The 22,558-nt window shown below is 63.8% G+C and carries 20 protein-coding genes; 8 read left to right on the top strand and 12 right to left on the bottom strand.

The genetic code is table 11. The features are described from left to right. Positions 1–49 precede the first annotated feature (49 nt). The 3 genes from V4T21_RS00750 (at position 50) to V4T21_RS00760 (ending at position 3,062) form a co-directional block, all read left to right on the top strand. Positions 50–784, top strand: a complete 735-nt coding sequence (locus V4T21_RS00750) for a class I SAM-dependent methyltransferase (protein WP_332711675.1) — start codon at positions 50–52, stop codon at positions 782–784. Positions 785–1,053: 269 nt separating this feature from the next. After that, complete coding sequence (locus V4T21_RS00755) at positions 1,054–2,148, top strand: pyridoxal phosphate-dependent aminotransferase (RefSeq protein ID WP_332711678.1); 1,095 nt, start codon at positions 1,054–1,056, stop codon at positions 2,146–2,148. Beyond that, complete coding sequence (locus tag V4T21_RS00760) at positions 2,145–3,062, top strand: prephenate/arogenate dehydrogenase family protein (RefSeq protein WP_332711680.1); 918 nt, start codon at positions 2,145–2,147, stop codon at positions 3,060–3,062. The genes V4T21_RS00755 and V4T21_RS00760 overlap by 4 nt, the downstream gene beginning before the upstream one ends. Positions 3,063–3,206: 144 nt before the next feature. Here V4T21_RS00760 and V4T21_RS00765 read toward each other — a convergent pair whose 3' ends face one another. Beyond that, the gene (locus V4T21_RS00765; RefSeq protein WP_332711683.1) at positions 3,207–4,175 is read right to left on the bottom strand and encodes a DUF2125 domain-containing protein; all 969 of its coding nucleotides are present in this window, start codon (positions 4,173–4,175) and stop codon (positions 3,207–3,209) included. A gap of 101 nt (positions 4,176–4,276) precedes the next feature. On the opposite strand from V4T21_RS00765, the gene V4T21_RS00770 reads away from it, so the two are divergent. The 4 genes from V4T21_RS00770 to V4T21_RS00785 all read left to right on the top strand — a co-directional run bounded on the left by V4T21_RS00770 (position 4,277) and on the right by V4T21_RS00785 (position 8,623). After that, positions 4,277–4,831: a gamma-glutamylcyclotransferase gene (locus V4T21_RS00770; protein WP_332711685.1), complete on the top strand. Its 555-nt coding sequence runs from the start codon at positions 4,277–4,279 to the stop codon at positions 4,829–4,831. Between the two features lie 472 nt (positions 4,832–5,303). Continuing rightward, positions 5,304–6,095, top strand: coding sequence for a thermonuclease family protein (locus V4T21_RS00775; protein ID WP_332711687.1), 792 nt, complete (start codon positions 5,304–5,306; stop codon positions 6,093–6,095). After that, positions 6,092–7,564 carry a M48 family metalloprotease gene (locus tag V4T21_RS00780; protein ID WP_332711690.1) on the top strand — a complete coding sequence of 491 codons (1,473 nt, stop codon included), beginning with the start codon at positions 6,092–6,094 and terminating at the stop codon, positions 7,562–7,564. The genes V4T21_RS00775 and V4T21_RS00780 overlap by 4 nt, the downstream gene beginning before the upstream one ends. Before the next feature lie 111 nt (positions 7,565–7,675). Then, on the top strand, positions 7,676–8,623 hold the full coding sequence (locus V4T21_RS00785) for an ABC transporter substrate-binding protein (RefSeq protein WP_332711693.1): 948 nt from the start codon (positions 7,676–7,678) through the stop codon (positions 8,621–8,623). 59 nt (positions 8,624–8,682) lie between these two features. Here V4T21_RS00785 and V4T21_RS00790 read toward each other — a convergent pair whose 3' ends face one another. The 4 genes from V4T21_RS00790 to V4T21_RS00805 form a co-directional block, all read right to left on the bottom strand. Further along, positions 8,683–9,243, bottom strand: a complete 561-nt coding sequence (locus V4T21_RS00790) for a CarD family transcriptional regulator (RefSeq protein ID WP_332711696.1) — start codon at positions 9,241–9,243, stop codon at positions 8,683–8,685. Between the two features lie 384 nt (positions 9,244–9,627). Then, positions 9,628–9,966 (bottom strand): ferredoxin FdxA, encoded by a 339-nt coding sequence (fdxA, locus tag V4T21_RS00795; RefSeq protein ID WP_332711699.1) that lies wholly within the window; start codon positions 9,964–9,966, stop codon positions 9,628–9,630. Positions 9,967–10,160: 194 nt separating this feature from the next. After that, positions 10,161–10,490, bottom strand: coding sequence for an RNA-binding S4 domain-containing protein (locus V4T21_RS00800; RefSeq protein ID WP_332711701.1), 330 nt, complete (start codon positions 10,488–10,490; stop codon positions 10,161–10,163). 276 nt (positions 10,491–10,766) lie between these two features. Next, positions 10,767–13,703 carry a helicase-related protein gene (locus V4T21_RS00805; RefSeq protein WP_332711704.1) on the bottom strand — a complete coding sequence of 979 codons (2,937 nt, stop codon included), beginning with the start codon at positions 13,701–13,703 and terminating at the stop codon, positions 10,767–10,769. Between the two features lie 448 nt (positions 13,704–14,151). On the opposite strand from V4T21_RS00805, the gene V4T21_RS00810 reads away from it, so the two are divergent. Then, positions 14,152–14,676: an AAA family ATPase gene (locus tag V4T21_RS00810; protein WP_332711707.1), complete on the top strand. Its 525-nt coding sequence runs from the start codon at positions 14,152–14,154 to the stop codon at positions 14,674–14,676. A gap of 102 nt (positions 14,677–14,778) precedes the next feature. Here the strand turns inward: V4T21_RS00810 and V4T21_RS00815 are convergent, their stop codons facing one another. From V4T21_RS00815 to V4T21_RS00845, 7 genes are all read right to left on the bottom strand, one after another. Then, positions 14,779–15,645 carry a sugar phosphate isomerase/epimerase family protein gene (locus tag V4T21_RS00815; RefSeq protein ID WP_332711710.1) on the bottom strand — a complete coding sequence of 289 codons (867 nt, stop codon included), beginning with the start codon at positions 15,643–15,645 and terminating at the stop codon, positions 14,779–14,781. Positions 15,646–15,689: 44 nt separating this feature from the next. Further along, positions 15,690–16,844: a Gfo/Idh/MocA family protein gene (locus V4T21_RS00820; protein ID WP_332711713.1), complete on the bottom strand. Its 1,155-nt coding sequence runs from the start codon at positions 16,842–16,844 to the stop codon at positions 15,690–15,692. A 128-nt stretch (positions 16,845–16,972) separates the two neighbouring features. Next, entirely contained in the window at positions 16,973–18,025 is a 1,053-nt protein-coding gene (locus V4T21_RS00825; RefSeq protein ID WP_332711715.1) for a sugar phosphate isomerase/epimerase family protein, read from the bottom strand. A gap of 16 nt (positions 18,026–18,041) precedes the next feature. Beyond that, positions 18,042–19,076: a LacI family DNA-binding transcriptional regulator gene (locus tag V4T21_RS00830; RefSeq protein ID WP_332711718.1), complete on the bottom strand. Its 1,035-nt coding sequence runs from the start codon at positions 19,074–19,076 to the stop codon at positions 18,042–18,044. Positions 19,077–19,080: 4 nt separating this feature from the next. Then, complete coding sequence (locus V4T21_RS00835) at positions 19,081–20,049, bottom strand: ABC transporter permease (RefSeq protein WP_332711721.1); 969 nt, start codon at positions 20,047–20,049, stop codon at positions 19,081–19,083. A gap of 1 nt (position 20,050) precedes the next feature. After that, entirely contained in the window at positions 20,051–20,995 is a 945-nt protein-coding gene (locus V4T21_RS00840) for an ABC transporter permease (protein WP_332711723.1), read from the bottom strand. Further along, complete coding sequence (locus V4T21_RS00845) at positions 20,992–22,488, bottom strand: sugar ABC transporter ATP-binding protein (RefSeq protein WP_332711726.1); 1,497 nt, start codon at positions 22,486–22,488, stop codon at positions 20,992–20,994. The genes V4T21_RS00840 and V4T21_RS00845 overlap by 4 nt, the downstream gene beginning before the upstream one ends. Positions 22,489–22,558: the final 70 nt, after the last annotated feature.

The following is a 22,558-nucleotide window of genomic DNA, read 5'->3' on the forward strand; positions in this document are numbered from 1 at the left end:
TCTTTGCCTCCAAGCGCCCAAAGAGGAGCGGTGAAACAAGGGAGCCGCAATGACCCCCGACGTCGATGGTCTTATCCGATTCTACAAATCTGCGCTGGGGCGGCTGACGCGGCAATTGATCCGCCAGCAGGTGAGCGCGCTGGCCGGGGACGTGACGGGATTGCGGCTGCTGGGGCTGGGATTTGCCACGCCCTATCTGCGCGGGGCGCTCAAAGGGGCCGAGCGGGTGCTGGCCTTCATGCCGGCCCGACAGGGGGCATCGAGCTGGCCGCGCGAGGGGCCCTCGCACACAGTGCTTTGCGATCCGCTGGAAATGCCGCTGACCGACGCGGCGGTGGACATGGTGATCATGGTGCATGGGTTCGAGCATGTGATCGATCCCGAGGAGATGATGCGCGAGCTCTGGCGGGTGTGCGCGCCCAATGCGCAACTGATCCTCGTGGTGCCGCGTCGGCGGGGGCCGTGGGCGGGGCTCGACACCAACCCCTTCGGCTATGGCCAGCCCTATTCGCGCGGGCAGCTCGATAAGCTCTTGCGCGATCATTCGTTCACGCCCGAGGTCTGGCGCGATTGCCTTTATCTGCCGCCGATCCATTCGGGGGCCATTTTGCGCTGGGCGCGGATGTTCGAAAAGGCGGGGCGGTTGTTCGGGCCGACCTTTGCCGGGGTGACGTGCGTGAAGGCGAAAAAGGAGCAGTTTCCGGCCATTGCGCGGCGCAAGAGGGTGGAAAGGGCGGTGGCCAGTCCGGACATGGCGCCGCAGACGGCGCGGGTGGAGGGGTGAAGGGGTAAAGGCCGGCTGCTGGGATGGCCGCTGACTCAGCGCACCCCTCATCCGCCCCTTCGGGGCACCTTCTCCCTCAAGGGGAGAAGGGTAGCCTGTGGCAGCGCTTCGGCAAAAACTCCAACGCTGCCAAAAGAGCCCCTCTCCCCTATGAGTGAGGGCGCGCAACCGCGCATGTGGCGATTGTGTTCGTCTTTGGCTTTCACTATGGTCCGCGCGGCCCCCTTTTGGGGCCGTTTTTCCTGATCCTTGCCCAAGTGAAGCGACCGATGACCGATAGACCTGTTCCGCAGAAGGGGATTTTGACGATTGCACCCTATGTGCCGGGGCGGTCGAGCGCGCCGGGGCAGGACAAGGTGATCAAGCTTTCGGCCAATGAATCCCCGCTCGGGGCCAGCCCCAAAGCAGCCGAGGCTTATCGGGCGGTGGCCGATGCACTCGAAATCTATCCCGAGGGGTCGTCGCGGGCGTTGCGGGCGGCGCTGGGGGAGGTGCATGGCATCGACCCCGAGCGGATCGTTTGCAGCAATGGCTCGGGCGATCTGCTCCATCTCATCGCCCAATGCTATCTCGGCGAGGGCGACGAGGCGGTGATGAACCGGCACGGGTTTTCGCTCTATCCCGTCGTTACCAATGCGGCGGGCGCGCGTATCGTGATGGTGGAGGAAGACGATTTCACCGCCGATGTCGACGCCCTTTTGGCGGCGGTGACCGAGCGGACGCGGATCGTGTGGCTGGCCAATCCCAACAATCCCACCGGCACCTATCTGAGCGCCACCGAGCTCGATCGACTGCATGCCGGTCTGCCCGCCAACGTGCTGCTGGTGGTCGATTCCGCCTATGCCGAATATGTGACCGCTGACGATTACGGGGTTGGCATTTCGCTCGTCGAGCGCAGCGAGAACGTCGTGATGATCAGGACCTTTTCCAAGATGGGGCTGGCGGCGGCGCGGATCGGCTGGCTTTACGGGCCTGAACATCTTGTCGATGCGGTCAACCGTATTCGGGGGCCGTTCAACGTTTCGGTGCCCGGCCAGAGGGCGGCCGAGGCGGCAACGCGGGACGTGGCGTTCACCAAGACCCTGCGCGACCACAACGCGAAATGGCGCGACTGGCTGACGGCGGAGCTCGATGGCAACCGGCTGCGCGTGCTGCCCAGCCAGGGCAATTTCGTGCTTGTGCTGTTTCCGCAAACACCGGGGCAGACGGCGGCGGACGCCAATGCGGCGCTGCTCGAACGCGGATTGGTGGTGCGCGAAATGGGCGCCTATGGGATCGGCAATGGATTGCGGATTTCCATCGGGAGCGGCGAGGCGATGCAGGCGGTGGCGGACTGCCTCAAAGACTTCATGGACGCAAAATGATCGGCAAGCTGGCACTGATCGGGATCGGGCTCATCGGCTCGTCCATCGCGCGGGGGGCACGGCGGGCGGGGCTGGTCGAGACCATCGGCATTGCGACGCGGCGGCAGGCAACGCTGGACGAGGCGCGCGATCTGGGACTGGGCGATATCTATACGCTCGATATCGCCGAGGCGGTCGAGGGGGCGGATCTGGTGATCCTGTGCTCGCCGGTCGGCTCCTACGAGGCGCTGGCCCGGCAGATGGCGCCCCACCTCAAGCCCGGCGCCATCGTTTCCGACGTGGGCTCGGTCAAGGGGCATGTGGTTGGCGTGGTGGGTCCGCATGTGCCGGCGGGGGTCGAGTTCGTTCCGGCCCACCCGATGGCGGGCACTGAATATTCGGGGCCGGCTTCGGGGTTCGCCAGCCTTTTCGAAAACCGCTGGTGCATCCTGACCCCGCCCGAGGGGACCTCGCCCGAAGCGATCGATACGGTCACCGCGTTCTGGAAGGGGCTGGGGTCGGAGGTGGAAATCATGGATGCCGAGCACCATGATCTGGTGGTGGCCATCGTCAGCCATGTGCCGCACCTTATCGCCTACAATATCGTGGGCACCGCCGACGATCTCGAGACGGTGACCAAATCGGAAGTCATCAAGTTCTCGGCGGGCGGTTTCCGCGATTTCACCCGTATCGCGGCGTCGGACCCGGTGATGTGGCGCGACGTGTTTTTGACCAATCGCGACGCGGTGCTCGAAATGCTGGGGCGGTTTCTCGAGGACCTTTCGGTGCTCCAGCGCGCGGTGCGCGTGGGGGATGGGGAGGCGCTGGAAACGCTTTTTACCCGCACGCGCGACATCCGCCGCTCGATCATCGCGGCGGGGCAGGAAACGGATGCGCCGGACTTCGGGCGCCAGCATGGGGATGGGAAGGGGTAGGCTTTCGGGTCGGCGTTGGTGGTTCGGGCGGGCTCAGCGCACCCCTCATCCGACCTTTCGCTTTTCAAGCGAAAGCCCACCTTCTCCCTCAAGGGGAGAAGGGTAGCCTGTGGCAGCGCTGGCTCCTAGCACAATGGCCCGGCGTCAGAACAGCGGCGGCAGGGCGGCGACGGGGAGGATGCCGACGGTGACCGTGCCGTCGGTGACCGAGAGGTTCTGGTGCGAAGTCCCGTCCTCGCCGGGACTGCCCAGGATGATCTGGGCGACCGATGGATCGCCGACCAGCGCTTCGATGCGGTCGGCGACGCCCTGGGAGGCGACTTCGAGATTGGCGTTGACGAGGCCGGCTTCCGAAAGGCTGGCCTGGCCTTCGGCGTCGAGCGAGAGGCCATCGGCGGAGGCTTGCAGCGTGCGCAGGGTCAATTGCCCGCCCAGCGCCTGCCAGAAGGCCAGGGCCTGGGGATCGGACCAGAGGGCGGGGTCGGGCAGGCCGGTCAGTTGCGCGTCGAGTGCCATGCGGCCATTGGCGATATCGTAGGGATCGCTCGCAACGTTTTCGAACACCGTATAGGCATCGTAGATGCGGCCCGAGCCGGCGGGGGCGTCGGGGGAGGTGGCATCGAGAAGGTGGAGTTCGGCATGGTCGGAGGTGCCGATGATTTGTTCGCCCATCAGCATGTCCGCATAGACCAGATCGTCGGCGACGGCGGAAAAGCGCTCGATGGTGTTCCCGTCCAGACGCAGGCTGGCGTGGAGGTTGGACCAGCGCACTTCCTGGGTGGCGGCGGTGAAGGCGTCGGTGATCCGCGCCGGGCCGGTGGCAAGGATCTGGATGTGGAAGGGGCGGTAAAAAAGCGCGGTGCCGCGAATGTCGGCGAGATCGACGGTGATATCGCCCGAAATGATCTGGGCCCCGGTGCAGTGGGGCGAAAACGAGAAGGGCGCGCCGCCGACATCGAGATTTTCGCAGGTCAGGCGCGGCTGGGTGACGCCATCGGCCTGGCTCAGCGCGGCGATTTCGGCGCGAACCTGGCCGGCGATATAGAACCAGCCGGCCATCCACAGGATTGAGATGGCGAGGATGGCGACGATCATGATGACAAAGCGCTTCATAGGGCTCTCTTATCGGGTTCGGTCGTGTCCGTCATGAGGCAAAGTGCAAATGGGGCTGGCGTTTTCCATCCCTTGCGCCGGGCTCGCGGGCGTGTCATCTCATGAGCATGGCGCAGGACAATTCCCCGATCCATTGGGTTTTCGGCTATGGCTCGCTGATCTGGCGGCCGGGCTTTGTGTTCGAGCGCGCCGAGCGGGCGCTGCTGCGCGGGGTGCATAGACGGCTGTGCGTCTATTCGCATCACCATCGCGGCACGATCGAACGGCCGGGGCTGGTGTTCGGGCTCGAACGCGGCGGCGCGTGCGTGGGGATGGCGTTCAAGGTGGCGGAGGAAAACTGGGTCGAGGTGCGCGAGTACCTGCGCGAGCGCGAGCAGGTGACAGGCGTGTATCTGGAGACCCTGCGCCCGGCGCGGCTGGCCGATGGGGAACTGGTCAAAGCGCTGACGTTCGTCGCCGACCCCCATCACGTTCAATATGCCGGGCGGTTGTCGCTTGAGGAGCAATTGGCGCTGGTGGATGGCGCTGTGGGCGATGCGGGGCCCAATGTCGACTATGTGCTCAATACCGCCCGGCACCTGAAGGAAATGGGGATCGCCGACCGGCAGGTGCAGGCGCTGGCGGGAATGATCGAGAAGAACAGGGATGTCGCCTAGGGCCAGGGGCGAGGTTCGGGCACAAGATCATCGCTGATGGTTGGGGCGATGCTGCTGCTGGATTCCGGGAGGCCCTTCGAGCGTAGCTCTCAGGGCGTTCGTGCGCTGTCAAAGCTCCACTGGAGCTTTGACTTCGGCTACGCCGAACCGCTTCTCACTCCCGGAATGACAATTTGGGTTTGAGGCGGCACCTGTGCCCTATCCATTTGCTGCGCTTCCAGCGCCGCGCAAATGCAACACCGGGCCGGGCAAAAGGCGGGTTCCGGACAATCTAGATGATTTTTGCCGCAATTGCGTGCAGAGTGGCCACATAATCGATTCCGAAGCATAGAGGGGAATGCGGCGGTTCGGTCGAGAAGGCGGGTTTGCCGGCAGGGCCGGCGGGGCCGCGATCAGTTCCGTTCAGTCAGGTTTCCGGGCGCACAAGGCGCGGGAAACGCTACAGAGGCCAAATTTGCTCAGACGGTTGCTCGTGACGACACTTCTTCTGGCCGTGCCGGGCGCTACGCCTGCCCTATCCCAAACCTGCGATTCCCTTGCGCCCGGGCCGAGCGGGCGCGTGGTCGCGATTTCGGACGGCGATACCATCGATCTCGATAGCGGGCTGACCGTGCGGCTGGTGGGCATCCAGGCGCCCAAGCTGCCGTTGGGCCGCGAGGGGTTCGAGACCTGGCCGCTGGCCGATGAAGCCCGCGACAGGATCGAAGACCTCGTCATGGGCAAGACCGTGACGCTCCATTATGGCGGGGAAACGCGCGACCGGCACGGACGGGCGCTGGCCCATGTGATGGTCGAGGAGGACGGCGAGACCTTGTGGGTGCAGGCCGAAATGCTGCGCTCGGGTTTGGCGCGGGTCTATTCGTTTCCCGACAACCGGTCCTGCCTCGACGTGCTGCTGGCGGCGGAAGGCGAAGGGCGGGCCGAGCGGGCAGGCATCTGGCGCGATCCCTATTACGCGATCCGCGACGCCACCGAAATCGAAACCCTGCTCGATCGTGAGGGGGGCTATGAGCTTGTCGAGGGACGGGTGATCAATGCCGAGGCGGCGGGCAACCGCGTCTATCTCAATTTCGGGCGGGTCTGGCGCGAAGATTTTACCGTGGTGATCGAAGGCCCCGGCTTGCGTATCTTTCAATCCGCTGGCATCGATCCCTTGACCCTGGACAATATGGTGATCCGGGTGCGGGGCTGGATCGAAAGTGACGACGGGCCGCGCATCGAAGTGACCCATCCCGAGCAGATCGAGGTTCTGGCAAGGCCATGAGCGAAAGACAACTGACACGGCGCGCCTTCCTTTCGGGTTCGAGCCTGATGCTCGTTGCCACCGTCGCCGGCTGCTCGGGGCTGATCGGGGGATCGAACGTGACGACTCGGCAGACCGGCGGATCGGCGCCGGCGGTGCCGGCGGGGACCGACCCCGAGGATGCGGTGATCGGGCTGCGGGAACATCCGCGTATCATCGCCTCCTATGGCGGGGTTTACGAGCACCGCTCGACCGAGCTGATGCTGGCGCGCATGGTCTCCAAACTGCTGGCGGCGGCGGGGCAGCCGGCGACCCAGTTCACCATCACCATCCTGGATTCGAGCGAGGTCAATGCCTTTGCGCTGCCGGGCGGGTTCATCTATGTGACGCGCGGTATCCTGGCGCTCGCCAACGACATGAGCGAGTTGGCGGCGGTGATCGCCCATGAAATCGCCCACGTGACGCTGCGCCACGCGCGGGCGCGCTCGAACCGGGTGCGGACCTCGGAAATCGTCGACCGGGTGATCACCGGGGTTCTGGGCGGGGTGATCGACCCCAATGCGACGGCAGAACGCACGGCGCAGAACCTTGCCGCCTTCAGCCAGAACCAGGAGCTCGAGGCGGATCGGGAAGGCATCAAGATCGCGGCGCGGGCCGGATACGATCCGCATGCGGCGGCGCGGTTCCTCACCGCCATGGGGCGGTTCGCCCAGTTCGTTTCCGCCTCGAACGGGGGGGAGGACTTCCTCTCCTCGCACCCCTCGACGCCCGACCGCATCCAGCGGGCCATCAATGAGGCGCGCAATTACGGGGAGCCCGGCACCGGCACGACCGATCGGCAGGGATATCTTTCGGCGGTCGAGGGGATCACCTTCGGGGATTCCAACAAGCAGGGGGCAATTGTCGGGCAGCGCTATATCAGCCCGCAATACCGCCTGACCTTCACAGTGCCCCAGGAATATGGATTGCAATTGTCCAACCAGGCCGTGGTGGCCGTGGCCGGGGATGGCGCGGCGCTGCGGTTCGACAGCGCCCAGGTGGCCTCGACCACTGCGCTGGCCGATTATCTACGGTCGGGCTGGATTGCCGGATTGCAGCCCGAGACGGTGACGACGCGCACCGTCAACGGCATCGAGACGGCGACCGGGCGGGCCCGGACCGAGGAATGGCATTTCGACGTTTCGGTGGCGCGGGTCGACGGCAACGTTTTCCGCTTCATCTTCGCGGGCCGCAACGACACCCCCGCCTTCAGGGCCGGAGCGCAGCAGACCATCGACAGCCTGCGCCACACCCAGGCATCCGATCTGGCGGCGGTGCGCACCATCAAGCTGGGGCTGGTGCGGGCCGGGGGCGGGGACAATGCCGATACGCTGTCCCAGCGCATGGGCCAGCTCAATCGCGGGCGGGAGCTGTTCCTGGTGCTCAACAATCTGCTGCCGGGCGATCCGGTGGAGAACGGGATGCCGTACAAGGTCGTGAACGTTCAATAGTTTGTCTTTTTCGAAACCTCGCGCATGAGCGCGGGGTTTTTTGCAATCTTTTAACTTGATATTTTTAATCAGGTTATTATCAGCGTGGCGGGAGGATGCGAAAGGATAGCCATGTTGAAATTCATTTCCGCCTTCCTTCTGGCCTTATGCCCTCTCTTTGCGATGGCCCAGGAGACGCGCAGCTTTACCGACGATCGCGGACGGATCGTGGATGTTCCGAGCGACCCGCAGAGGATCGTTTCGCTCGACGATTTGCGACTGACGGTTCCGCTGCTCGAACTGGGCGTCATGCCCATCGCCAGCCATGGGCGCGAGAGCGATGCCGGCCCTTATATCCGTGCTGCCAAGCTGGTGACGGGTATCGATTTTGACAACAGCGACATCGCGTTCGTGGGCAGCGACATCAATGCCGAGGCTGTGCTCAATGCAGAGCCGGACCTGATCATCGTCTATGGCGGGCGTGATCAATTGCTGGGGCAATTGGAACAGATCGCGCCCACAGTGGTGCTCGATCCCATGGCGGATGATTACATGGGAGTTTACGAAAAACTGGCCGACCTCACCAACACCGAGGATACACTTGCGCGGCTGCAGACGCGCTATGAGGCCCAATTGGCCCAGCTTCGGGCGCTCGTCGATACGGGCGCCATCACGGTTTCGGTGATTACTGCCGCGGAAGGAACGATGACAGTGCCGCACACCTTCGGCTCGCTCGGCATCGCAGTGCGAGATGCGGGGTTCAAGGTGCCCGCACTCATGGACGAGCTCGATGTGGGCACTGAAATCAAGCTCAGTGCCGAACGAATCGACGAGATCGATGCCGATCTGATCATCGACAGCTATCGCTCCGACCGGGGCGAGGGGCCGGAGGCGGCCGACGAGCGGATGCGGGAGGTGTTTCCCCAATATTGCGATGCACTCTGGGCGTGCCGGAATGGGCAATATGTTCGTGTGCCGCGCGAGGAATTCTATGCGATTTCCTATTACGGGCTGTCGGCCTCGATCTATACGCTAACCGCGCTGATCTCGGCACAGGACTTTGCCCGACGCGTCGAGTAGACAAAGGAAAAGGCCGGTCCCAGGACCGGCCTTCGTATTTTTGGGGGATCGCCTATCGATCAGGCGGCAGCTTCCTCGGCGTCGGCTGCGTCGGTCTTGCCGCGGCGGGGGCTCTTGGCAAGGTTCTTGGTGATGAGCTTGACGGCTTCGGTCAGGGTCACCTTGTTGACGGCACCGATTTCGCGGCTCATGCGGTCCATGGCCTGTTCGAAGAGCTGACGTTCGGAATAGGACTGCTCGGGCTGGTCCTCGGAACGGTAGAGGTCGCGGACCACTTCGGAAATGGCGATCAGATCGCCCGAATTGATCTTTGCCTCATATTCCTGGGCGCGGCGCGACCACATGGTGCGCTTGACGCGGGCGCGGCCCGTGACGGTTTCGAGGGCCTTATCGACTTCTTCGGGTTCGGCGAGCTTGCGCATGCCAACCGATTTGATCTTGGCGACCGGCACGCGAAGCGTCAGCTTGTCCTGCTCGAAGGAAATGACGAACAGCTCGAGAGTGAGGCCGGCGACCTCCTGCTCCTCGATGGACTGGATAAGGCCAACACCGTGCGAAGGATAAACGATATATTCGCCGGTCTTGAAGCCCGCACGCTGCGTGGTCTTTTTGGTTGCCATATTGGCTACTCCTGTTGACGCCATGACGGACGCATTCGTTTGGGCAGACGCGTCTCATCATCTTTTCGACTGGCCTTCTGGCCGTCAGTCGTACTGCTCTCCCGCCCGGTTCCGAATATTGCCGGTCAGTTTTGCTGGTCTTGGGGCTATGTCACAAAAAAGTGCCCTACGCGGGCACCGGTTAGCGTGAGGCCGATACGACTGGTTGTGGAAACAATACCACAGTTTGATGACAAAATCAAAAGTTACGAATCAGCCGTCCATGCGCCGATTGCGGCGGCTTGGAGGACGCAAACCCCAACATGGGGAGAGGAGGGTGGATTTTCAAGGGGCAAGGGTTGACGGCCCTAACCCAACCATAGGCGATTTGGCGCGCGTGGGGCCTCAATCGCCCTCGCCGGCCTCTTGGGAGAAATATTTCTCGTACTTGCCCTCGACGCCGTCCATTTCCTTGGCTTCTGGCATCTCGTCACGCTTTTCGGTGAGATTGGGCCAGGCGGAAGCGTATTGGGCGTTGATCTCGAGCCATTTGTCGAGACCGGACTCGGTATCGGGCTTGATGGCCTCGGCCGGACATTCGGGCTCGCACACCCCGCAGTCGATGCACTCATCGGGGTGGATGACCAGCATGTTCTCGCCTTCATAGAAACAATCGACCGGGCAGACTTCGACGCAGTCGGTGTATTTGCACATAATGCAATTGTCGGTGACGACATAGGTCATGAGGCGGTAGTCCCAAATAAGCTGGCAAGACGGGAAACGTCGGCGTGAGGGCCAAGCGAATGCTTGCTAAACTCTTTTAAGCCGCCTTTCAAGGCGTTGCGATGCCAAGTTTGGTCGCACCCGGCAATCAGGATTCCGGTTTTTGCGAACTCGAAGGTTTCTCTTTCCATTGAAAGGGAAACAACCTTACTTTTCTAGCTGTCGGGCTTTCGAACCGAAAAAGTGGGGGCCAATTTTTCTGAAAGCCCCTGGGGGGAAATATCGTCGTAAAGCGTCGCCGCGACGGTCGCCGAACCGCGCCGGTCGGCGATGGCGGCGACTTTGAGAACCCGCAGGCGGTTGTTGATCTGGATGGTCAAGCCATCGCCGGGGCCGACGCGATGGTCGGTGGCCAGGACGCGCTGACCGTTGATGCGCACGGCGCCGGATTCGATGAGCTTTTGGGCCAGCGTGCGGGTTTTGGTGACGCGGGCGTGCCAGAGCCATTTGTCGAGGCGCTGGCGGGTGGGGAGATCAGCGGGCATGGCCGGTTCCGAAGCCAGGCACAGTGCTCGATGAGCCCCGGATGCCCTTCTCCCCTTGAGGGAGAAGATGGATCGGCCGAAGGCCGAGACGGATGAGGGGTGCGCCGAGTTTGCCCCTCGAACCGCAGTTGGTTTGGAAGCTCAGCGCACCCCTCATCCGCCCCTTCGGGGCACCTTCTCCCTCAAGGGGAGAAGGGGAACTGGGGGCTGCCCGGCGTTCCGGCCCACCCGCCGGCGTGCGAGCGATAAGGGGCCGGAACGTTCGGGCAGCCCGCATCACTTCCGGGTCTTGAGCGCGGCCAGCGCTGCGAAGGGGGAATCGGGGTCGATGGGTTTTTCGCGGCGTTCGGGGCGGGGGCGGTCGTTGGGGCGGTCCTCGCGGGGGCCCTTGCCGTTGTGGTGGTTGGGCTTGCCGCCCTTGCCCTTGAAGCGCTGCTGGCCTTCCGGGCGCGGGGCGCGATTTCCATCGGGCTTGTTGCGCTGCGGGCGGTTGTTGCGCTCGGGGCGGCGGCCGGCGGGGAACCAGACCTCGTCATATTCGGGCTCGGCCGGTGCAGCCGCTTCGGCTTCCGCCGGAGCCGCTTCCATGGCGGCGGGGACGGGTTCCGCATCGGCGACGGCGATTGAAGCTTCGGCCAAAGCCGCCTCGGCGATGGGTTCGCTCGAAGGGGTGGGCACGGCTTCGACGGGCGCGCCTTCGAGCGCGGCTTCGGCCAGGGCGGTATCGGCGAGAGGTTCGGCGGGCTGGTTTTCAGCCGGCGCGGCCTCGGGGGCCTTGGGGGTGCGGCGGACGCGATAGCCAAGCGACTTAAGGATCGAGGCGAAATCCTCGCCCGCGCAACCCAATAGCGAGGTCATCTCGACGGTGACGCGGAAGCCATTGCCCTCGGCGGCGCCTTCGGGGGGTGGGGTGTCGACAGGGCGGTTGGCGTCATAGGCGACCAGCGGACGGATGATGTCGGCCAGGCGCTCCAAGATATCGACGCGCACGATGCGCTCGCCGGCCACCTTGAAGCCGGCGACCTCATAGAGGCGCTTGTCGAAGCTCTTGTCGATGGGAAAGGAGGTGCGGCCCGACAGGATGATGTGGGGCAGCTCCGTTATGCCGGGCTGGCGCACGCCGCCATTCTTCAAGCCCCAGAGAATCAGCGCCAGCTCGCGGGGGGCGGGCTTGAGCGTCAAAGGGAGGTAGATGTGGTGGGCGCCGAATTTGACGCGGAGCTTGCGCAGCTTGCCGCGCGTGTCCTGATCGAGGCTCTTGACCTCTTCGGCGATATCGGCGCGCGGCAGGATGCCGAGGTTTTCGGCAAGCTGGAAGGCGATGCCGCGCGCGGTGCCCTCAAGCTCGGCGGGCTCGTTCAGAGCCACGATCTGTTCGAGCTGGGTGTTGACGTGATGGCGCAGCCAGAGCGACAGGCGATCCTCGACCTTTTCGAGATCGGGGCCGGTGAGGCTTTCATCGGCAAGGATGATGACGCGCGGGGCGAGAAGGGTCGGGCCTTCGGCCAGCTCGGCAACCACTTCGCCACGCCAGCGGATGACCCCATCGGTGGTGAGGACGAATTCCTCATTGGGGGCGCCGGCCAGCCGATCGGCCCGTTTGGCGATTTCCGGTGCGACGACCGAAGAGGCGGCAGAGCGGAGATTTTTGGAATCGGCCTCGCCCTCGATGCGCGAGAGGGTGAACCGGAACCCTTCGATCGTGCCAATGACATGGCCTTCGATCGTGAGTTCGCCTTTTTCGGTGATTTGGGGTGATACCATCTGCTTGTCTCTTAGATGACGCATCAGCACACTGGTTCGCCTGTCGACGAAACGGGCGATCAGCTTTTCATGAAGGGCGTCGGACAGGGCGTCCTCGATCGCCCGGGTCGTCTCTTGCCAGTGTGCGGGGTCTTCCAGCCAGTCCCTACGGTTAGAAATGAACGTCCAGGTCCGGATCTGCCGGATCCGGTTGGACAGCGTATCGATGTCGCCGGTCGTATTGTCGCAGAACCTGACCTGCTCGGCAATCCAGTCGGCATCTATCCTTCCGGCCAAGGCGAGGCCGGAATAGATCCGGGTGACGATCTCGCCATGGGCGGCGGGGGAAATGTCACGATAATCGGGGATCTGGCAACAGGCCCAGGCCAATTCGGTGCGGGCCGGGGAGGTGGCGAGCCCGCCTTCCTCGCGGCGCAGCAGGAATTCGAGCGCCCGCTGGTCGGTGGCCACGGGCACGCGGGTGAGGCTCTGATGCTCGGGAATCACCTCGAGGCTGGCGTGCAGGGCGACAAGCGAGGAAAAATCGAGATTGCGGTTGCGCCATTGGAGCTGCTTGACCGGCTCGAACTCATGGCTTTCCAGCCGCTCGATGGTTTCATCGTCGAAAAGATCGGTGCCGCCGGTGACCCCGAAGGTGCCGTCGCGCATGTGGCGGCCGGCGCGGCCGGCGATCTGACCGATCTCGGCGGGGGTGAGGGGGCGGAACTGGCGGCCGTCATATTTGGAATCGGAGGCGAAGGCGACGTGGGTGACGTCGAGATTCAAGCCCATGCCGATGGCGTCGGTGGCGACGAGGAAATCGACGTCCCCGTTCTGGAACAGTTCGACCTGGGCGTTGCGGGTGCGCGGGGAGAGCCCGCCCATCACCACCGCAGCCCCGCCGCGCTCGCGGCGCAGCAATTCGGCGATGGCATAGACCTCGGAGGCCGAAAAGGCGACCACCGCCGAGCGGCGGGGCAGGCGGGAGAGCTTCTTGGACCCCGCCCAGGTGAGCTTGGAAAATCGCGGGCGGAACTGGATATCGGCGTGGGGGAGCAGACGGCGGATCACCGGCTCCATGGTCTGGGCGCCCAGCAGCAGGGTTTCGGCGCGGCCACGCGCGTGCAGCAGGCGATCAGTGAAGACATGGCCTCGGTCGAAATCGGTGGCGGTCTGGATTTCATCTACGGCGACGAAATCGGCGCCCACATCGCTGGGCATGGCCTCGACGGTGGCGATCCAATAGCGGGCGGCCTTGGGGACGATGCGTTCCTCGCCGGTGACCAGCGCCACCGATTCGGCCCCAGCGCGCTCGGCGACGCGGTTATAGACCTCGCGCGCCAGCAGGCGCAGCGGCAGGCCGATGATGCCGGAACGGTAAGCGAGCATGCGCTCGATGGCGTAATGGGTCTTGCCGGTATTGGTCGGGCCGAGAACGGCCTTGACGGCCTGCGAGGATAAAGAAGTCATCGGCCTTTGGGGGACAAGGGCAAACGGTAACGGGCTTTGCTGCGCAAGGTGGTGTATCGAAACGGGAAAGGCAATGGGCCGTCGCCCGGCAAATTTAACGTTTCGAACGAAAAAAGAACAAACACGAACCGAATCGCGTTCCGAATCGGAATCACGGTTCGTTCCCTACTGTATGTGGTGGGCCGATTTTATGATTCGCCACAAGGGGATAGCGCCGGGGTGGTGCGGAGCCGAAAACGGGGCCGATTGCGTTCATCTTGGTTGCATTTGCGTTAAAATCGATGGAATCGCCCAAAATGCTAACGAAGCGTGAATGGGTTTTTTCGCCGGCGCTGAAGCGCATAAAGGTGTGGCGGCAGGGATTGTCGGGCCAGGACAAGCATTTGTTGGCAAAAAAGATTTTGACCGTGCCGGAATGGGACAGGGCGCGGAGGCTATAGGGGCGGGGATGGCGAATCGGTTCGTGGTGATTTCGGGGTGTTCGGGCGGGGGAAAATCCACCCTGCTGGCGGAATTGGCGAAACGCGGGTTCGCGACGATTGAAGAGCCGGGCCGGCGGATCGTGGCCGAGGAATTGGAGCGGGGCGGGACGGCGCTGCCCTGGATCGATCTGCGCGGTTTTGCCGAGCGGGCAGTCGCCATGGCGCGAGAGGATTTTCTTCGGGCGGCAAGGGAGGACGGGCCGGTGTTTTTCGACCGTGGGTTGATCGACGCGGCTTCGGCGCTGGCCAATCTCGGCGGTGGGGTGCTCGAGGAGATCGTCGGGGTGGATCGGTATGGAGAGCAGGTGTTTTTTACCCCGCCATGGCCGGAAATCTATGCCGAGGACAGCGAGCGCAAGCACGGGCTGGATGCGGCGGTGGCCGAATATGAGCGGCTGCTGGTCGATTACCGGCGGTTGGGCTATGCGATAGAGCTCTTGCCCAAGGTGTCGGTTGCCGAGCGGGCCGACTATTTGCTGGCGCGGAGCTAGAGCGTTTTCAGCAAAAGTGGGTACCACTTTTGCGGTTCGAAAACGTGACCACTCAATAAGCTCTAAGGCGGCCCGCACCGCGAGGGGCGCTGACCATCGATGTTACGGCTCGATGACGTCCGGCAGTTCCTCTTCGAGGAAGCGGGCGCTGGCCTCGACCACTTCTGCTGCGTCGGCGGGTTCGTCGTGCTCGATGATGTACCATTGGGCGCCGGCGGCGTGGGCGGCGGGGAGGACTTCGGACCAATCGATGGTACCGGACCCCACGGCGGCCCAGCCACCTTCATCGGTTTCGCCTTCGGGTGCGTTGTCCTTGGCGTGGATGGCGAACAGGCGGCCGTCGAAATTTTCGATATATTGGGCCGGATCGAGGCCGGCGCGGTCGATCCAGGCGATATCGAGCTGGGCGAGCACGCTGGGGGCGGCGTCCAACATCACTTCGAGGGCGGTCTGGCCGTCGAACTCTTCCATTTCGAAATCATGGTTGTGATAGGCGAGGGTGATGTCTTCGGCTTCGAGCTGGCCAGCGAACTCTTCGAGTTCTTCGCCCAGAGCGGTCCAGCCTTCAGCATCGGTCGGGCGGGCGCCCGGAGCGAGATAGGGAACGGTCACGACCTCGTTGCCAACGGCTTTATTGAAGGCGATCACGTCCTCGATATTGGCGCGCAGCGCGTCGAGCTGCACATGGGCTGAAATCGCCTCGATGCCGTGGCTGTCGAGCAGTTCACCCAGATCGTTGGCGCTCATGTCCTGGGTGCCGACCAGTTCGACGGCGGTGACGCCGGCGTTTTCCACTATAGTAAGCTGGTCGCCGACCGAACCGGAATCGCGCAGCGTGTACATCTGCACGGCGATGGGCAGCGCCGCCTCGCCCTCGGCAGAGGCATCCTGCGCCGCGACCGAATTTGCGCCATTGGCCAAAATCAAAGCGGCGATGGTCGTACTCAGCAACAGACCCCGGTTGTTCACTTCAGATCTCCTCTCCTCGTGGCCGGGCCGGTATCGAATGGTCGTCAGCGGCCCAGCCTGGTCCAGCGGCTATCGTTCCTGCTCGATTCGACCGCCGCCATGATGAATTCCATGCCCTCGACGCCATCGTCGAGCGTGGGCAGCAGACCTTCGAAATCCTGCCCCTCGCCGCGGATGATGGCGGCAAATTGCGTGTAGAGGGTGGCGAAGGCTTCCAGATATCCTTCCGGATGCCCCGAGGGCACGCGGACGCCCATGGCGCCGGCCGGCGTGCCGTTGATGGCGCCGCCGCGCGTCAGGAGTTGTTTCGGTTTTCCGAATTCGGTGAACCACATATAGTTGGGGTTGTCCTGGCGCCATTCGAGCCCGGCCTTTTCGCCATAGACGCGGAGCTGGAGGCCGTTTTCGCAGCCGACGGCCACCTGGCTGGCCCACAGCATGCCTTTGGCGCCACCCTCGAAACGGAGCATGATGTTGACGTTGTCGTCGAGCTGGCGGCCCTCGACGAAATGGTCGAGATCGGCGGAGACGGCAGAGGTCCTAAGGCCGGTCACGTAGCGCAGGAGGTTATAGGCGTGGGTGCCGATATCGCCGATGGCGCCGCCGGCGCCCGAGCGGGCAGGATCGGTGCGCCACTCGGCGCCCGGCGCATTGCCGGATTTTTCCACCGGTTCGGCCAGCCAATCCTGCGGATATTCGGCCTGGACGACGCGGATCTTGCCCAAAGCGCCCGATTGAACGAGCTCGCGCGCCTGCCGGATCAGGGGATAGCCGGTGTAATTGTGGGTGAGGAGGAATCTGGCGCCGTTCTTGGGCTCAATCTTTTGCAGGGCGTAAGCGTCATCGATCGAGGAGGTGAGGGGCTTGTCGCAGATCACATGGATGCCCGCTTCCAGGAACGCTTTGGCGGGGGCGAAGTGCATGTGGTTGGGGGTGACGATGGAGACGGCTTCGATGCCGTCCTCGCGGGCTGCTTCGGCGCGGGCCATCTCGGCGAAATCGGTGTAGATGCGGTCTTGGGCGAGGCCGAGGTTTTTACCTGACTCGCGGGCCGTTTCGGGGCGGGACGACAGCGCACCGGCGACGAGTTGGTAGTCTCCGTCGAGGCGCGAGGCGATGCGGTGGACATAGCCGATGAAGGCTCCCGTGCCGCCGCCGACCATGCCTAAGCGAATGGGGCGTTTTCCGTTTTCAGCCATTGTCGTTCTCCCTATCTGTTTGTTCCACGCAGGTGGAAGAGGCGAGGCCGCTGCTGGATTCCGGGAATAAATCCCGGAATGACAGGCTGAGTTTGCCGCGGGGGCGAGACCTTACCTCACCCCCAAGCTCAATCCAGTCCCAGCATCTTGCGATTGGCCGCCGTGTCGGTCTCTGCTCCGGCGAAATCGTCGAAGGCCTTTTCGGTGACGCGGATGATGTGGCTGGCGATGAATTCGGCGCCCTCGCGCGCGCCGTCCTCGGGGTGCTTGAGCGCACATTCCCATTCGAGCACGGCCCAGCCGGAAAAATCATAGGCGGCGAGCTTGGAAAAGATGGCGGCGAAATCGACCTGGCCGTCGCCCAGCGAGCGGAAGCGCCCGGCGCGCTCGACCCAGCCCTGATAGCCGCCATAGACGCCCTGGCGGCCTGTCGGGTTGAACTCGGCGTCCTTGACGTGGAACATCCTGATCCGCTCGTGATAGATGTCGATGTAATCGAGATAGTCGAGCTGCTGGAGCACGAAGTGGCTCGGATCGTAGAGCAGGTTGGCGCGGGGGTGGTTGCCGACGCGCTCCAGGAACATCTCGTAGGAAACCCCGTCATGGAGGTCTTCGCCCGGATGGATTTCGTAGCAGAGATCGACGCCGGCCTCCTCGAATTGATCGAGGATCGGGGTCCAGCGGCGGGCCAGTTCGTCGAAGGCTTCCTCGATCAGCCCGGCTGGGCGCTGGGGCCAGGGATAGACATAGGGCCAGGCGAGCGCGCCCGAAAAGGTCGCGTGTTCGGTGAGGCCCAGATTGCGTGAGGCTTTGGCGGCGAGCATCAACTGGTTGACCGCCCATTCCTGCCGTGCCCTGGGGTTGCCGCGCACCTCGGGAACCGCAAAACCGTCGAAGAGGGTATCGTAGGCGGGGTGGACGGCGACGAGCTGGCCCTGGAGATGGGTCGAAAGCTCGGTGATCTCGACGCCGTTGGCGCCGGCGATGCCCTTGATTTCGTCGCAATAATCTTTCGAGGACGCGGCTTTTTCCAGATCGATGAAATTGCCCAGGGTGGGCACCTGCACGCCCTTGTAGCCCAGGCTCGCGGCCCAGCTTGTGATGTTGTCGAGGGTGTCGAAGGGCGGGGCGTCACCGGCGAATTGGGCGAGGAATATGCCCGGACCTTTGAGGGTTTTCATGGCGTTTCGCCTCCTTTCAGGCGCCCAGACGCTGCGCGATGGTCGCCCCAGCGGGGGCGGTGACCGAAGCGCGCACGACGAGGCGCGTTTTGAATTCATGGACGGACGGCAGATCCAGGTGTTCGAGCCGTCCGATCATCAGTTGCATCGCCTTGCGGCCCATCTCCAGCCGGGGCTGGCGCACTGTGGTCAGCGGCGGCTCGAAGGCTTCGGCGAGGATGATGTCGTCGAATCCGATCACCGAAACGTCGGCGGGAACCGAGAGACCGCGTTGGCGCAACGCGCCGATGGCGCCGATGGCCATCTGGTCGCTTGAAGCGAAAATGGCCGTGAATTTTCCGTCGCGATCGAGAAGGCGATTGGCCCCCTCGCGGCCGGCGGTGATTGAAAAATCGCCCGGAACGATCAGATCGAGATCGATGGCGATCCCCGCGTCGGCCAGGGCCAACTCATAGCCCTTGCGGCGCTCCTGGCCCAGATAATCGGCTGGGGCGCCCCCGATATGGGCGATGGCGCGATGGCCCTGGGCGATGAGATAGTGCACGGCCTCGCGGGCCGCCGCCGTGTTGTCGATCCGCACGGTGGGGAGATCGACATCGGGCAGGGCTTCGGAGGCGACGACAATGGGGGTGGAGCGGTCGATATGGGCGGTGACGTCGAAGGGCAGGCTGCCCAGCATGACGATCACGCCATCGGCCTGCCGCTGGCGCACGAGGTCGATATAGGATTTGACCCGCGCTTCATCGTTGCGGGCGTCGGCCATCAGCACCTTGTAGCCGGCATCGGAAGCGGCTTCCTCGACGCCCTTGAAGATCTCCAGATAGAAGGGGTTGGAGATGTCGCGCACCAGAAGAACCACGGTTCGCGTCGTTTGCTGGCGGAACGAGCGGGCCTGGGCGTTGGAAACGAAATTGGTTTCCCTGACCACTGTCAGCACTCGCTCGAGCGTTTCCTTCTTGACCATTGAGGGGTTATGCAGCGCGCGCGACACCGTCGCGGCGGACACGCCAGCGATGCTGGCAATCTCGTAAATGGTTTTCTTTGCCTGCATCGCCCTAAACGCGAAGTTGTTTCTGGCGCCCGTAGAGCAGCATGAGCGCGAGCAGCGTCAGACCGAAGATCACCTGGCGCATCCAGACATCCATGTTGAGGGTGATGAGGACGCTTTGCAGAATGGTCAGCGCCACAGCACCCGCCATGGTGCCCCAATAACCGCCGATGCCGCCGGCGAGCGAGGTGCCCCCGATCACCACGGCAATCACGGTGGGCAGCACGTATTGATCGCCGACGGAAATGAAGGACGAGCCGGTGTAGCCGATGACACAAAGCCCGGCAAGGCCGGCGAAAAGGCCCGAGAGCCCGAAGATCATCACCCGCACGAAGCGCACCGGGATGCCGTTGAGGGTGGCGGCGCGCTCATTGGACCCCATGGCATAGACCGCGTAGCCGAAGGCTGTGCGGCGCAGCAGGAACCACATGGCAATGGCGATCAGCACCCAGACGAAAAGGATGCCGGGGATGCCGAAGAGGAACGGGCGGTTGATGAAGGCCGAGAGCATGGGCGCGGCCTGCCCCGAGGGTACGCCCTGGGAATAGACCACCAATCCGCCCTGGATGACGGCGGTCATGCCCAGCGTCATCACCAGCGGTGGGATGCGCACGAAGGTGACGCCGAGGCCGTTGACCAGACCGATGAGGAACGGGACGCCGGCGGCAACCAGAATGGCCAGCGGGATCATCTCGTTCTGGCCGTTCATCATGTTGCCGGCGAGGACCGCGCCGAGCGAAATCATGGCGCCGACGGAAAGATCGATGCCTTCGCGGCCGCCGAGAATGACGAGGTTCTGACCGGCGGCGACGATGCCCAGGATCGCGGCGACGGTGAGGAGCCGCACGATCTGCTGGCCTTGCGCGAAACCGGGGGAGACCAGCTCGCCGATCAGCAGGAGCGCGACCGAGGCGCCGATGGCGAGGGTCAGCGGATCGGTGAGGATCGAAGTGATGCGGGAAGTGGGATTGGCCATGTTACCGCCTCGTTACGAATACGCCGCCGGCAAGGGCGAGCAGAACGATGATGCCCTGGACGAGCGTCTGATATTCGAAGGGCAGGCCGGCAAAAAAGATCACATTGCCGATCATGCCCAGGACCAGTGCGCCGATGATCGAGCCGAACGCGCCGCCGAAGCCTCCCGCCAGCGCCGTGCCGCCCAGCACCACCGCCGAGATCGAGGAGAGGGCTAGGGTCTGGCCCAGGAGCGGATCGCCCGAGGCGGTCTCGCCGGTGAGGCAGAGGGCTGCGAAGGCGGCGAAAAGGCCCGCGATCATGAAGGACGTGATGCGGATGCGTCCGATGCGCAGCCCGCTCTGGAACGCGCCGGTGCGATTGCCGCCGGCGGCCAGAAGGTGGCTGTGGAATACCGTGCGCGAAACGACGAGGGTGAAGATTGCTCCGGCGATCAGCACCCAGGCGACCAGCGGGACGCCGAAAAAGCTCTCGCCATAGGTGCGCCAATAGTTTTGCGGCACGGGCAGGCCGGCCTGGGGCAGGACCCAGAGCGCGAAGGCGGCAAAGAGGATGCCGGTGGCGAAGGTCGTGACGATGGGCTGGAACCTGAGGCCCGAAATGAGCAGGCCGTTGACCAGACCGCAGACAAGGCCCACGGCCACCCCGCTGGCCATGCCGAGCCAGATGGCGAGATCGGTGCCGCCCATCGCGGCGATGACCGAGACGGTCACCACATTGGCCAACGCCACTATGGAGCCGACCGAGAGGTCGATATCGCCGGCCAGGATCACATAGGTCTGGCCGATGGCGACGAGGATGAGGGGCAGGAAGGTCGCAAGGTTGGAGCGCAGCACGCCCGGATTGGTGAAGGAAGGCTGCAGCGAGATATTGATGGCGACCAGAATGGCCAGGACGATGACCGTGATGAGCCACGGTCGGCTCCTGACGAATGCAAACGCGTTCATGCTGCTTCCCCGAAAGCGGCGCGGGCCAGATTGACCGGATTGATGGCGTCCCCCACCAGTTCGGCGGAAATTTCGCCACCGTTGAAGACAATGACGCGGTCGGCGTAATCGAGGATTTCCGAATCCTCGGACGAATAGAAGAGGATGGTCGCGCCCTCGTCGGCCAATTGGCGCATCAGGGTGAAAAGGTCCGATTTGGCGCCCAGATCGATGCCCTTGGTGGGGTCGTCGAGCAGGAGCAGTTTGGGTTTAGTTGCCAGCCAGCGGGAGATGAAGATTTTCTGCTGGTTGCCGCCCGAGAGCGTCCCGATTGGGTCGTCGATGTGGGAGAATTTGGTCTTGAGACCCTTGGAAACCTCTTCGACGCGGGGCTTGAGCTTGCCCGGATCGACGATTTTCAGCCGCTCGCGGACCGTAAGCGCGCTGACGAGGTTTTCAAAGATCGAACGGCCGCCCAGCGCCGCGTCGCGGGCGCGGTCGCCCGAGACATAGGCAAAGCCGTGGCGCACGGCCTGGCCGGGGCGCTTGATGGAAAGCTGGTTGCCTTCGAACGCCAATTCGCCGGAGGTGAAGGGGCGTGCGCCGAACAGGCCCTGCAACAGCGCCGACTGACCCTGGCCCTGGAGGCCGGCGAGACCGAGGATTTCGCCGCGATGGGCCTTCAAGGACACGCCGGAGACCCGGAAATTGGTGAGGTTGCGCGCTTCGAGCGTGACCTGTGCGGAAGCGTTCTCGGTGCGGTTGCCGCGGACGGGGGCGGCGACGTCGCCGACCATGTTGTGGACGACCTCCTCGCGGGTGGTGTCGGCGATATCGGCGGCGGTGATCGTCGCGCCGTTGCGCATGACGGTGATCCGGTCGCACACGGCGAAAACTTCATCGAGCCGGTGCGAGATCATGATTGTGGAAACCCCTTGCGTCTTTTTTTCGCGCAGGATTTCAAAGAACCGCTCGGACTGGCGGCCATCAAGGGCGGCGGTCGCCTCGTCCATGATCATCAGGCGCGGGTTCTTGGCGAAGACCTTGAGGATTTCGACGATCTGGCGCTGATCGGGGGGCAGGTCTGCAACGATGGCGTCGGGATCGAGGCCCGTGCCGGCGACGCCCTCAAACAGTTTGATGAGCGCGGCGGATTTGTCCCTGAGCGCCTTGCGGTCGACAAAGCCGTTGTTTTGCGGTTCGTGGCCGAGGAAGATGTTGTCGGCGACGCTCAGTTGCGGGATGAGGCTCAGCTCCTGGTAAAAGAGCGCGATGCCCTTGTGCTCGGCGTCGCGCGGGCTGGCGAAATCGGCGGGTTCGCCTTCGAAGACGATTTCGCCCGAGGTCCGCGATACGGCGCCGGCGATGATCTTGCTCAGCGTGCTCTTGCCGCAGCCATTGGCGCCCATGAGCGCGTGGATTTCGCCCTCCCGGACCGAAAGTTGGCCATCGACCAGCGCCTTGACGGCGCCGAAATGCTTGACCACGTTCCTGGCTTGAAGCGCAACCGGCATCTGTCCTCCTCGTCGGCTGCCAAAAGCGCCGATCTCGAGTATTCTTATTGGAAAGTCCGGGCCAGCCCAA

The organism is Pelagibacterium mangrovi, from assembly GCF_036662815.1.
GTDB classification, from domain to species: Bacteria; Pseudomonadota; Alphaproteobacteria; order Rhizobiales; family Devosiaceae; genus Pelagibacterium; species Pelagibacterium mangrovi.